General features: G+C 66.2%; 11 protein-coding genes and 4 tRNA genes. 11 read left to right on the top strand and 4 right to left on the bottom strand.

The window, feature by feature from the left end:
- The first annotated feature begins 130 nt into the window (after window positions 1-130).
- The 10 genes from O3932_RS02360 (at window position 131) to O3932_RS02315 (ending at window position 9,872) form a co-directional block, all read left to right on the top strand.
- Window positions 131-934, top strand: coding sequence for an electron transfer flavoprotein beta subunit/FixA family protein (locus tag O3932_RS02360; protein ID WP_371535943.1), 804 nt, complete (start codon window positions 131-133; stop codon window positions 932-934).
- Window position 935: 1 nt separating this feature from the next.
- A complete protein-coding gene (locus O3932_RS02355; protein WP_299238811.1) occupies window positions 936-1,913 on the top strand; it encodes an electron transfer flavoprotein subunit alpha/FixB family protein in 978 nt (325 codons plus the stop codon).
- Window positions 1,910-3,115, top strand: coding sequence for a cysteine desulfurase family protein (locus tag O3932_RS02350; RefSeq protein ID WP_371535940.1), 1,206 nt, complete (start codon window positions 1,910-1,912; stop codon window positions 3,113-3,115). Before O3932_RS02355 ends, O3932_RS02350 begins: the two co-directional genes overlap by 4 nt.
- On the top strand, window positions 3,116-4,207 hold the full coding sequence (gene mnmA, locus O3932_RS02345) for a tRNA 2-thiouridine(34) synthase MnmA (protein WP_314736646.1): 1,092 nt from the start codon (window positions 3,116-3,118) through the stop codon (window positions 4,205-4,207).
- 175 nt (window positions 4,208-4,382) lie between these two features.
- Window positions 4,383-4,463: transfer RNA gene (locus tag O3932_RS02340), tRNA-Leu, on the top strand.
- 51 nt (window positions 4,464-4,514) lie between these two features.
- A complete protein-coding gene (locus O3932_RS02335) occupies window positions 4,515-4,988 on the top strand; it encodes a peroxiredoxin (protein ID WP_034505413.1) in 474 nt (157 codons plus the stop codon).
- A 71-nt stretch (window positions 4,989-5,059) separates the two neighbouring features.
- Window positions 5,060-6,196 (top strand): hypothetical protein, encoded by a 1,137-nt coding sequence (locus tag O3932_RS02330; protein WP_371535936.1) that lies wholly within the window; start codon window positions 5,060-5,062, stop codon window positions 6,194-6,196.
- A 108-nt stretch (window positions 6,197-6,304) separates the two neighbouring features.
- Window positions 6,305-7,090, top strand: coding sequence for an ABC transporter ATP-binding protein (locus tag O3932_RS02325; RefSeq protein ID WP_371535933.1), 786 nt, complete (start codon window positions 6,305-6,307; stop codon window positions 7,088-7,090).
- On the top strand, window positions 7,075-8,772 hold the full coding sequence (locus O3932_RS02320; protein ID WP_371535931.1) for a hypothetical protein: 1,698 nt from the start codon (window positions 7,075-7,077) through the stop codon (window positions 8,770-8,772). Before O3932_RS02325 ends, O3932_RS02320 begins: the two co-directional genes overlap by 16 nt.
- Before the next feature lie 266 nt (window positions 8,773-9,038).
- The gene (locus O3932_RS02315; RefSeq protein WP_371535929.1) at window positions 9,039-9,872 is read left to right on the top strand and encodes a hypothetical protein; all 834 of its coding nucleotides are present in this window, start codon (window positions 9,039-9,041) and stop codon (window positions 9,870-9,872) included.
- Window positions 9,873-10,649: 777 nt separating this feature from the next.
- On the opposite strand, the gene O3932_RS02310 is transcribed toward O3932_RS02315, so the two are convergent.
- From O3932_RS02310 to O3932_RS02300, 3 genes are all read right to left on the bottom strand, one after another.
- Window positions 10,650-10,722 (bottom strand) — tRNA-Lys (locus O3932_RS02310).
- A 33-nt stretch (window positions 10,723-10,755) separates the two neighbouring features.
- Window positions 10,756-10,828, bottom strand: a tRNA-Lys gene (locus O3932_RS02305).
- Window positions 10,829-10,861: 33 nt separating this feature from the next.
- A tRNA-Lys gene (locus tag O3932_RS02300) sits at window positions 10,862-10,934 on the bottom strand.
- A 147-nt stretch (window positions 10,935-11,081) separates the two neighbouring features.
- Between O3932_RS02300 and O3932_RS02295 the strand changes: the two genes are divergently transcribed.
- Window positions 11,082-11,750, top strand: coding sequence for a metal-dependent transcriptional regulator (locus O3932_RS02295; protein WP_371535926.1), 669 nt, complete (start codon window positions 11,082-11,084; stop codon window positions 11,748-11,750).
- Window positions 11,751-11,877: 127 nt separating this feature from the next.
- Here the strand turns inward: O3932_RS02295 and O3932_RS02290 are convergent, their stop codons facing one another.
- A complete protein-coding gene (locus tag O3932_RS02290) occupies window positions 11,878-12,324 on the bottom strand; it encodes an HIT family protein (protein ID WP_296504555.1) in 447 nt (148 codons plus the stop codon).
- Window positions 12,325-12,397 lie beyond the last annotated feature (73 nt).

The following is a 12,397-nucleotide window of genomic DNA, read 5'->3' as shown; positions in this document are numbered from 1 at the left end:
AAAGGCCTATGACGAGGCGCACGCGCGACTGAGGTCCATCTACTCCGGGTGAGGGGCTCGGACTGTGGCATGCGCCGGTGAGGTGACCTTCATATGGGCGGGGGGCGCGGAATGTGGCACGCTAGAAGGCATGAGAATTGTCGTGTGTGTGAAGCATGTCCCGGACATGCAGTCCGAACGCCGTTTTGAGGGCGGCCGCCTGGTGCGCGGTGAGGACGATGTGCTCAACGAGCTGGACGAAAACGCCATCGAGGCCGCCGTGCAGCTGAAGGAAGCAGAAGAGGATACGGGCCGCGAGGCCGAGGTCGTTGCCCTGACCATGGGGCCTGAGGACGCCGAAGATGCGCTCATGCGCGCCCTGCAGATGGGTGCTGACCGCGCCTACATCGTTTCCGACGAGTTCCTCGAGGGTTCCGACGTCATCACGACGGCGTCCGTGCTCTCCGTCGCCATCGCGAAGATCGCTGACGAGTGCGGCCCCGTCGACCTGGTCATCACCGGCATGGCCTCGCTGGACGCAATGACCTCCATGCTGCCCGGTGCCCTGGCCGCCAAAGCCCACATGCCGCTGCTGGGCCTGGCCCGCTCGATGAGCGTCGAAGACGGCACCGTGACGATTGAGCGCTCCGTCGACGGTTTCACCGAGACGCTGCGCGCGGCCCTGCCAGCCGTGGTCTCCGTGACCGACCAGATCAACGAGCCGCGCTACCCGGCCTTCGCCGCGATGAAGGCGGCCCGCAAGAAGCCCCTGGACCAGTGGGGTATTGACGACCTCGTCGAGGTTCCCGGCGGGCAGGACCTGGTCCTGCGCCGCGCGCTCACCTCCGTGACCTTCAGCGAGGAGAACGTGCGCGACGGCTCCGGCACGATCATTCAGGACGCCGGCGAGGGCGGTCGCGCGCTGGCTGACTACATTCTTTCGGTGGTGAAGTGACATGACGCAGCAGATGCATTCCCCGATCCTCGTCCTGGCCGACCAGGCCGGGTCCCGCCTGACGTCCCTGGCGCGCCAGGCGGTGACGCTCGCGGCGTCGCTGACCTCCGGCGACGTGGTCGCGCTGTCCGTCGCCTCCGTCCCCGATACGGCTGCCCTGGCAGAGCTGGGTGCCACCCGCGTCCTGCACGCCGATCTGGGTGCTGCGGGTCACTCCTCTGTTGTCGCCTCCGACGCGGTCATCGCCGCTCTGGGCACCGACTCCTACGGCCTGGTGCTGGTGTCCTCGGACTACCGCGGTCGCGAGATCGCTGGCCGCGTCGCCGCCCTCACCGAGGCTGGCGTCGTCTCCGGTGCCTCCTCCGTGTCTTTCGACGGTGGCGTCCTCCAGGTCGGCAAGACCGCCCTGGGTGGTTCCTGGTCGATGGGCATCGTCCTCGAGGGACAGACCCCCATCGTGGGTATCTCCTCGGGCATTATCGACGAGGCACCGGTGGCCTCGCCCGCATCCCTGACCCCCGAGCCCCTCGCTGTTGAGCTGAGCGCCGAGGCGTCCGTGATTGAGGTTGTCTCCAGCGTGGCCGACGAGGAGGAAGGCGTGTCCCTGGCCGATGCCTCCACCGTCGTGTGCGGTGGCCGCGGCGTGGACGGCGACTTCGAGCTGGTTCATTCCCTCGCCGACGCCCTGGGTGGTGCCGTGGGCGCGACCCGTGTTGCCTGTGACGAGGGCTGGGCTCCGCGAGCTGAGCAGATCGGGCAGACGGGCCTGACCGTCACGCCGAATCTCTACATCGGCCTGGGTGTCTCCGGTGCCATTCACCACACGGTCGGTATGCAGTCGGCCGCCCACATCGTCGCCGTGTGCGATGACCCGGATGCCCCGATCTTCGAGATCGCGGACTTCGGCGTGGTCGGCGACGTGACCGAGGTGGTCCCGGCTGCCTTGGCAATCATCGAGGAGGCGCGCGCCCAGGCGTGAGCGTCTACCTCGACCACGCGGCCACGACGCCGCTGCGCGAGTGCGCCCTCGAGGCGTGGACCCGCGCCCAGCGTGACCTGGCCGCCACCCCCGGCAACCCCGCCGCCCTCCACTTTGGAGGGCGGCGGGCCCGTCGCATGCTGGGCGACGCGCGCGAGCAGGTCGCAGCTGCACTCGGTGCCGACATCCACGAGGTCATCTTCACCTCCGGTGCCACTGAATCCGACGCTCTCGGCGTGATGGCCGCCGCCCGAGGTGTGCGTCGCCGCGAGAGTGCTCGCGACCTCATCGTCGTCTCCGGCCTCGAGCATGACGCGGTCGCCCACCAGCGAGAGGTCGCGTCGCGCGAGGGCTTCGAGTGGGGGGTTTTGCCCGTCGACGCGGGTGGCCTGTCGGTGCTGCCAGCGACTGAGGGCGCCAGTGCGCCCGCGTCCTGGGACGGACGCCTCGCGCTCGGATCCATGACCCTCGTGTCCTCCGAGATCGGTACGATCCAGCCGGTCGCCGACTTCGCTGCCCTCGTCCACGCCAGCGGAGGCCTCGCGCATTCTGATGCTGCTCAGGCGATCCCGACTCTGGATGTTTCTTTCGCAGAGCTTGGCCTTGACCTCATGAGCGTGGGCGGGCACAAGGTCGGCGCGCCCGCCGGCATTGGCGTCCTTCTCGCCCGGCGTGGCATCCCCATGGCGACCGACCGTCCCGGCGGCGGTCATGAGCGTTCGATCCGCTCGGGCACGCCCGACGTCGCGGGTGCCTGCGCGCTCGCCGCCGCCCTCACCGAGGCCGTTTCCGAACGCACCGCTTTCGCCGAGCGCGCGGCATCCCTTCGCGCCCACCTGCTGAGCCACCTGCCGGACGGCACGTATCCGACGGTGGGGGAGTCGGCCTCGTCGAGCGCGATCATCCACCTGTCCCTGCCAACCGCCCGCCCCGAGGCCGTCCTCATGGCCTTCGACATGGCCGGCATCGCCGTGTCCGCCGGGTCCGCATGCCACGCGGGAGTGACGCGCCCCTCCGACATCGTCATGGCGATGGGACGCAGCGAGGAGGAAGCCCTCGGCGTCCTGCGCATCTCTCTGGGACACGAGACGACCGTCGCCGACATCGACGCCTTCCTGGCCGCCCTGCCCGCCGCGATCCGCGCGGGAGCCGCCCTGGACGGCGTCTCCCACGTGCGCAACGAACGAAACGAGGAACGCTAAATGCGAGTTCTGGCAGCACTGTCGGGCGGCGTGGACTCCGCCGTCGCCGCAGCGAAGGCCGTCGAGGCTGGGCACGACGTCGTCGGCGTCCACATGGCCCTGTCCTCCCAGCCGCAGGAGTGCCGCATCGGCTCGCGCGGCTGCTGCTCCATCGAGGACGCGGGAGACGCCGCGCGCGCCGCTGAGATCATTGGCATCCCCTTCTATGTGTGGGACCTCGCCCAGGAATTCGAGCAGACCGTCATCACTGACTTCGTCGAGCAGTACCGGGTTGGGCGCACCCCCAACCCCTGCGTGCGCTGTAACGAGTTCGTGAAGTTCCGCGAGCTGGCCAGCCGCGCCCGAGCACTCGGCTTCGACGCAGTGTGCACCGGCCACTACGCCGCCATCGTGGACGGGGAGGCAGGACCCGAACTGCACCGCGGAGCTGACACCCTCAAAGACCAGTCCTACGTGCTAGCCGTCATGGGGGCCGAGGAACTGACCCGCGTCGTCCTGCCGCTGGGGGACGCCCCCAACAAGGCGTGGGTGCGCTCCGAGGCCGAACGCCTGGGCCTGGGCGTGTCCAACAAGCCGGACTCCTACGACATCTGCTTCATCCCCGACGGCGACACGCAGGGCTTTCTGCGCTCCCACCTGGGCGCTGCCGAGGGCGACATCGTTACCCCCGACGGCGAGGTCCTGGGTCGCCACGAAGGCTATTGGAACTACACGGTCGGACAGCGCAAAGGCCTGGGCATCGGCGCGCCCGCACCCGACGGTCGCCCCCGCTACGTCCTCGAGACCAGGCCCGAGACTAACCAAGTCGTCGTCGGTGCCTCCGAGCTTCTGTCCATCTCCCGTATTGAAGCGACGGACGCCGTCTGGCTCGCCTCCGACGACGACGGCTCCGATGCCACCGACCTCTTTGTGCAGCTGCGCGCGCACGGCACGCCCGTTCCCGTCGCGTCGTTGATACGGGATGAGCAGGCCGGAACCATCAGCGTTGTCCTCGAAGCAAGCGCGCGCGGCGTGGCGCGGGGCCAGTCGATGGTCGTCTACAGGAGGACGCGCGTCCTCGGCGAAGGCACGATCAACGCCACCGCGCGCTGAGTCGTGCTGCGCGCAGGCGCTTCCCGGACCGTGCTGTTCCTTCTTGACAGGTCGTCCACCCAGGCGTACACGCCCTACCCGCCACGCGTATGAGGGACACCACCCTGTGGCGGTAGGATGCCTCGTCATATTGTGTTCGGACGTGGCGGCTCCCATCGGTTAGACTTGGGTGCGCGCGCGAGTGGCGGAATTGGCAGACGCGCTGGATTTAGGTTCCAGTGTCTTTGACGTGTGGGTTCGAGTCCCATCTCGCGCACCGGCATCGCCCCCCTCGCAGTGGGGGAGCGACCCTCATAGACTGAGGGGCATGAGCACTTTGGACATCGGCCAGCAGGCCCCCGATTTTACCGTCGACACCACCCAGGGGACGCTGTCCCTGTCGGATCTCCTCGCCGCTTCCCCGCGGGGTGTCGTTGTCTATTTCTACCCGAAGGCATCCACGCCCGGTTGCACGAAGGAAGCCTGCGACTTCCGTGATTCCCTGGCCTCCCTGACCGGTGCTGGCTACTCCGTTATCGGCGTGTCTGCCGACTCGATGGCTGCTCTTGAACGCTTTGCGGAGAAGCAATCTTTGACCTTCCCGCTGGCTTCCGACCCCGATCACGAGGTCCTCGAGGCCTACGGTGCGTGGGGGGAGAAGAAGAACTACGGTCGCACGTACGTCGGTATCATCCGCTCCACCGTCGTTGTTGCCCCGGATGGCACCGTGGCCCTGGCTCAGTACAACGTGAAGGCCACCGGTCACGTGGCTCGTCTGCGCAAGGCGCTCGGGATCGACTAACCCCTTGCTTCCTGAGTAATCACCTACTACGCTTGTTCAACAAGTGTTAGTTGAGTGTTGATGGAGGACTCATGGGGGCTGCAATGCCGGACGCATACCGGGTCGGCTCAGGATCGGTCACGCCCGACTATCCGGGAGGCGTGCCCACGCGTCTGGCTCACCGTCCCGCCCTGCCCGCCGAGGCCTCGGCCCCCACCGCGGAACCCGCGAAACAAGCCTTCACCCCCGCACCCGAAGCGCCGACGAAGAATGGCCAGCCGCGAATTGCTCCCCTCTCGTCCGACGTCGAACGCACGGTCATCGCGTGCGTCCCACCCCGGGACGGGTACCCCTTAATCGCGCAGTCATCGCCGACCACCAAGCCCACGCCGGTCGTCACACCCGCACCGAAGGACGAATACACCTCGGCGGTCGTGACCCCCTCCGCCTCCTACACGCAGCCGAGCACGACCCCCGCGCCGCAGGTCGCCCCGCCCACGCTGCCGCTGAGCCGCTACTCGCCCCAGCAGCAGAGCTTTGCGCCACGCGAGGAGACCCCCACCGAGCGGGAATACGCCCACTGTGACGAGGCCTCGGCAGCCTTCTACGGGGACAGTGACGATGACTGGAGCGCCGAGCACGACCTGCCCACGCGTGCCGATGTCGCACTGAATAGGCGAGCGTCTCGCGTTCCGCGGAGCGTGCCGGGTGAGCAGGTTGTCGCCCGCTTCACCGAAGCCGACAAGGAACGCCGCCGGGACGCGCGTGCCTATCGCTACGAGGAACTGGACGAGCGCCCGCCCCTGCGCCGCGAGCGCCCCAAGCGGCGCACGCGTGCCAAGTACGGCCTCGCCATGTTTATCGTCGGTTTCCTGCTGGCGATCCTCCTGTCTGTCGGCGCCTACGTGGGGATGTCCTACCTGCGTACTGTGGCGGCCAACAACCTGGCGCACTCGCTCGATGCGTGCTCGGTCAGCAGTCGCTACGCGCGCCTGGCCTCCGACAAAGCCTCCCTGACTCTCGTGGCCTACGGGGACGGGGCCAACGGTCTGTCGCAGACGGACTTCCGCTGCATCCTGAATGAGCTCGACACTCCGTCGTCGGTGCGTGAGCGCATGCTGATCACTCGCGCGGTCGACGGTGCCCAGCACGAGGAATGGAACGTCTACCGCGTGACCTGGACGTATCACCCCGAGGATGGACTCAGCGTCGTCCTAAGCACCCGATAGGAACACCATCAGGAGTCATCTCAGGGATCACGATCTGAGATATTGCGTCGGATGAGTCACGGCACCGCCGTAAAATCAACAGGCATTTCACGCGTGAAGGAGCCTGTTGTGTCCGATACACTGCCCGCCGCCCCCGTCGGCGACGATATTGCCTTGGCGATCCGAGGCCTCGTCAAGATATACGGAAACCTCGTCGCCGTCGCCGAGCTCTCCCTCGACATCCCCACCGGATCGTTCTACGGGATCGTCGGCCCCAACGGTGCTGGTAAGACCACGACGCTGACCATGGCCACCGGCCTGCTGACCCCCGACCGTGGCACCGCCTACGTGCACGGCGTCGATGTGTGGGGTGACACCCAGCGTGCGCGCGGCCTGCTCGGCGTCATGCCCGACGGCATGCGCCTCCTCGACCGACTCTCCGGCCCCGACTTCCTCGTCCACGTCGGCATGCTGCACGGATTGGATGCCTCTACCGCCCGCGAGCGCGCCCAGGAACTGCTGGCCGCCCTCGATCTGGCCGAGGCGGGCAAGAAGCTGATCAGCGACTACTCGGCCGGCATGACGAAGAAGATCGCGCTGTCCGCCGCCCTCATCCACTCCCCGCGTGTGCTCGTCCTCGACGAACCCTTCGAGGCCGTCGACCCCGTCTCCGCGGCCAATATCCGCCAGATCCTCACCGACTACACGCGCCGAGGCGGCACCGTCATCCTGTCCTCGCATGTGATGGCGACCGTCCAGCAGCTGTGCACGCACGTTGCCATCATCGACAAGGGGCGCGTCCTGGTCGCCGGCACCACCGACGAGGTCGCCCAGGGCGGCGACCTGGGGGAGCGCTTCACCTCCCTGGTCGGCGGCGTCCACTCCGAGGAAGGCCTGTCGTGGTTGGGCAACTGATTCGCCTCAAGCTCCGCATCATCTGGAATACGGTTCGTCGCCAGACTGCCGTGCTGGTGCTCGCGATCCTCGGCACCCTGCAGTTCGGGACCATGTATGTGGGCGCGCTGGTGGGAACCGCCTTCCTTTCTCAATCCGAGGGAGCAGCGACCCTTGCGGCGGTGCTGCCCATCGTGGGTCCCATCGTCTTCCTCCTATGGTTGATCCTGCCGATCCTGTTCTCAGCGATGGATAATTCGCTGGATCCCGTGCGCCTGTCGCCCTACGTCGGGCCGAGCAAACGCCTCGGTGCGGCGCTGGCGGCATCGACGGCCGTGGGTCCAGGCGGCCTCCTATCCGCCATGGCTCTCTTTGTGCCCGTCTGGTTTGCCCTGTGGCGTGCCCAGTGGGTGGCGGCCCTCGGGTGGCTCCTCGCAGGCATCGTCACCCTTCCTCTTGCAGTGCTGTGGGCGCGCGCGGTCGGAACCTGGTTCGCGGTGCGCCTGGATAGCTCGGGCAAGAAAGACACAGTGACCATGGTCGGCTTCGTGACCTTCTTCGTCGTGCTGACCCCTCTGGGCTACTGGATGAAACTCCTGTCGGAGAATTTCTCAGCCGAGGTCTTCTACGCCGGGATGAACGTCGCTCTGTGGACGCCCGTCGGCGCGCCCTTCGGCGTCGTCGCCTCGCTGCTCGAGGGCGCGTGGGTGGCCGCCGCGATCCGCGCGCTTATCACGGTGGCCACGGCCGTCGTCGGCTGGCGCGCCTGGCTGGCCGTCCTGCGCCCCGTCATGAGCGGCTATGCCGGTGAGGTTAGTGCCGACGCGCAGCGCGCCATCGACGAGGGGCGCCACCTCATCGATGAGTCCGTCGAGGAGGACGCGCGAGGACAGCGCACCGCCCAATCCCGAGCGGCTGGCCTGCGCAGCGTCGATACGTTCACGCGGCTGGGCCTCGGGGTGCGCAGCGCTTCGCTGGCTGCGCGTACGCTGCGCTACTGGGTCGTAGATCCCCGCCTCAACATGAACCTGGTGTTTGCCGTGATCTTCCCGATCATCGGAGTCCTCATGGGGCGCATGGGTACTGAGGATCACATGAGTCAGCTCCTGTACACAGGCATTTTTCTCTACCTGGTGCCCATCACGTCGGGCATGGCCGTCGGCGCACTCATGCAATACGATTCGACGGGTGCGTGGATCGTCGTCTCATCCGGCATGAGCGGGCGTGAGGAGCGCCGCGGTCGTCTCGTGGGTTCCCTCATCGTCCTTGTTCCCCAGGTCATCGGATACCTCATTCATGATGTCGTCGCAGGAGTGAGTGCCGCGGACTTTGTGTTCCATCAGGTGATGGGTGTCGTCCTCTTTTCGGGCGCGGCCGCCACGACCCTCGTCGTGAATGCGCGCTGGGTGTATCCGGTTCAGCCTCCGGGCGTCTCACCGATGGCGACGAAGGGCACCGGGTCGTTCCTGATGACGATGCTCCTGCAGCTCATCGGCTTCGCGGGGGTCGCGGTTCTGCAGCTGCCCTCCTATGTGCTCATCGCCTTGGCGTCCTTCGGCCTTATTCCGACGTGGGTTGCCTACGCGGTTGCTCTGCCGTGGTCCGTCCTCATCCTGGAGGGTGCCGTGCGCGTTGGTGGGCGCGTCTGGGACCGCTACGCGGTGGCCGCGCTCACCACGATTCGCAGCTGGCCGGGACACTGATCTCCTTCTTCGTGGTCACGAGGCCGGGGTCCCCCACGGGGTTCCCCGGCCTCGTCGTGTCAGGAGTGACCCGTATGTGGAAGATGGTCGTCACGGTGGGAGAGTGTCGCTTCGTGTGTCGGCGCAGGTCAGCGTGCGTGCAGCGAATACGAGCGAGAGTGAGGGATTCAGAAATGCCGATATCGGTACGTAAATCAGCAGACAAGTAAATGGATACAGAGTAATCTCATGTCTGTAACGTAACCTATCAACACAAGGAAACCTCTATGCGTGCCCCATTGTTCAAGCGCGCCGTGGCTGTCGCCGCCACGCTCTGCGCTGCACTCGCTCCCAGTCTCCTGGCGCGGCCCGCGCTCGCGGCGGATGTTGCGGGACCAGCCACGTGCTACCTCGCGGATGAGAATGACAACATCCTCGAGCCGCGACGTCAATATGTGCCAAATGACGGGGCCGGTGAGATTCCCGTGCATCCCAGCCCGGTCGTTCCCGGCCAGTACACACTGGAAATCAGCGCACCGGCGCTCAACTTCGATCCCGACCAACCCGATGTCCATTTCGTGTGCGAAGTCTTCTATTCCGCCCTGGGGAGCGTGCGCCTCGTGGACGCCGATGGAACCTTGCTGGCGGCGCAGCGCTACGGCAATGATCCGTACAATCCCTCGCGCGCTGCTGCGACGCCCCTGCCCGCACTTCCCGAGGGATATGAGATTGTCCCCGGCCAGGCCGTCTTTGGCTACGATGCGGCCGCCGGGACAGTCGATCCCAACAATCCTGCTCACGCGCGCGCTGTCGGCGTGAACACGGACATTCAGGTGCGCAAGGTGGCTGCTGACCCAACGCCGGAACCGTCACCGTCGAACCCCGTGGCACCCGTACCGGGGGAGACTCCTGCCCCAACTCCCAGGGCGCCTGAGACTCCGACCCCCGCTGAGTCCACGACTCCTGCTCCTTCGACGCCCATGACTCCGACTCCCGCGGCGTCCTCACCTACCCCGCGACTGGCGCACACGGGTGCCGATGCGTCGGGACTGACGAGCGTGGTTGCCTTCCTCGCCCTCCTCGGTGTCAGCGCAGTCGCTGTGCGCAGATTCCGCGGCTGACGAGGCCGCTCCGCCCAAAGTGCAGACCACCTCGCCGAAAAATGGCAAAAATGGGCTGTTATGGGTGAGGTGGTCTGCGATTTGGGCGAATCCGGGAACGCGACGCCCCCTTCGGCACCCTCCACCCACGGGTCTGCGCAGGATCCTGCCAGCAGTTCCAGCTAGCTCACGTCGTGGGCTTCATCCGGTGCTCTAACCGCCTGTTCGTTTCCCATCCTCCCCTCGCCCCAACCTGGCCACCGACGCCTGAGCCGAGTCCCACCAGGCATACATCCCCCCGACGACGACGGCTGGGCAGCCACTCCACGAACTCATCACAATGCCTCGCCGCGGAGTTGATGCCGTTCAGCGTCGTGATATAGCGGGGGTTGACACCGCCAACGCGAACGACCTGTAGACGTCTGACCGTGGCGGATTATTGGGCAGCCATACGCGGGGTTCGATGCAATAGTGACAGGAACGAGGCAAACGCGACCACCCACAACCGTGACTTTCCCGCGCAACACGGCCGCAAAGTCACCGCCCCAGCAACACGATATGTCCACCCTTCAAGTTGACTCCCACCACCTACAACACCGACTTTCCCGCACCAACAAGCCGAAAAGTCGCGACAAAACCAACACGTTTTGTCCTTTAACCCACGTTCGGGTAGTCGAATTGCGTGCGAGTGTCTGGGGGCCTTGAGGTGCCTGCCGGCGGTCCGCATGGACCGGGGGCTGAAGGGGAGTGGGCACCCAGATACGAAAGACCGGTGATCCGAGGATCACCGGTCTTCTGTGCGTCATGGGGGACTTGAACCCTCAACCCGCTGATTAAGAGTCAGCTGCTCTGCCAATTGAGCTAATGACGCGGGAACTCTCACCGGCCGGAGCCGGGAAAGCTGTGCGTCATGGGGGACTTGAACCCTCAACCCGCTGATTAAGAGTCAGCTGCTCTGCCAATTGAGCTAATGACGCGGGAACTTTCACCGGCGGTAGCCGGGAAAGCTGTGCGTCATGGGGGACTTGAACCCTCAACCCGCTGATTAAGAGTCAGCTGCTCTGCCAATTGAGCTAATGACGCGGGGGTTTTGCAACCGAGAGATAAATATACACAGATTGGTGGCTGCGTACAAGTTAATGCGCCCATCAGTGTCCTATGTCGCATCCTGGGCGGTTGGGGAGGGCGTTCTTGCCTACAATGGGAGCCCGGATGAAAGGGGAGGAGAGCATGTCGGAGGCGTCGAGCGACTACTCAACGGTCGTTGAGGACATCCTGAAGCTCGTGTGGAGCGCCGAGGAAGCTGGCCGTGACGGCGTGAAACCGAAGGATATCGGCGAGCACATGGGAGTGGTTCCCTCGACGACGACGGAGAACGTGCAGCGCCTCGTACGACAGGGACTGGTCACGCACGAACCGTACGGGCGCGTGCGCCTGACGGAGCAGGGGCGCGCGGTCGCCCTGGGGATGGTGCGCCGCCATCGGCTCCTGGAGACCTACCTGCATGAGGCCCTCGGCTTTTCCTGGGATGAAGTGCACGAGGAGGCGGAGATTCTTGAGCATGCCGTCTCCGAGCGGCTCCTCAACCGCCTCGACAAGGTGCTCGGTTATCCCACGCGCGATCCGCACGGCGACCCGATCCCGCGTGCGGATGGTTCGAGCGACGAGATCCCAGGAGCGCCTCTGGACACCCTCCTGGTTGGGAATGGGGGAGAGGTCGAGCGTCTGCCCGACCGTGACCCGCAGGCGCTGCGCGCGTGGGAGGAAGCGGGACTCGTACCCGGTGCCCACGTCGTCGTCCGTGCCAGTGAGGCTGGTGGGATTGTGGTCTCCCTCGAGGACGGGCAGATGGTGCGCATCGAGGACACCCAGGCCTCGGGCATCATTGTGCGCGGCTGAGTGCGCGTTCGCCTCTCGCTCAACGTTGCCAGTGACGAGGCCGTGGCCGCGCCCGCTGATCCGCGCTGCGTGGGCGGGAGTGGGGCGAGGCCACGGCCTAGCTGAGTGAGAGGGTGATGGGTAAGCGTCAGGCGAGTGCCGGGGAACTCATGGTCGCGGGCACGTGGGCCTTGTGGCCCGCGGCGAGGAGCGCTTCGCGCAGTGCGGCCATGGTGGCGTCGAGATCCTTGTCTGAGGCCGGGGTAGCCTTCGACAGGAGAATGTCGGTCTCGTCGCGCAGGGGGATGACGTGCAGGTGGGTGTGGGGCACCTCGAAGCCAGCGATGGCCAGGCCCGCGCGCGGAACGCCGAATGCCGCCTTCTGGGCGAGACCAATCGCGCGCGCCACCTTCATGAGGTGCGCTGCGACATCCGAGGGGGCATCGGTCCACGCCTCATAGGGGCAGCGCGGGACGACCAGGACATGCCCGGGTGAGGTGGGTTCAATCGTGGCGAACGCGACGCACAGGTCGTCGGCCCACACGAAGCGTCCGGGCCAGACGCCCGAGATGATGTTTTCAAAAACAGTGCTCATGCGACTATTGTCACCTATTTGTGCTCGCTTCGGTGGGCGGGCGCATCCGGCGACGTGGGCGGGCGTGAACTAC

It is taken from the genome of Pauljensenia sp. 20925_1_25 (assembly GCF_041433955.1).
Classification (GTDB): Bacteria; Actinomycetota; Actinomycetes; order Actinomycetales; family Actinomycetaceae; genus Pauljensenia.
This window is presented reverse-complemented; position numbering and strand designations above follow the sequence as displayed.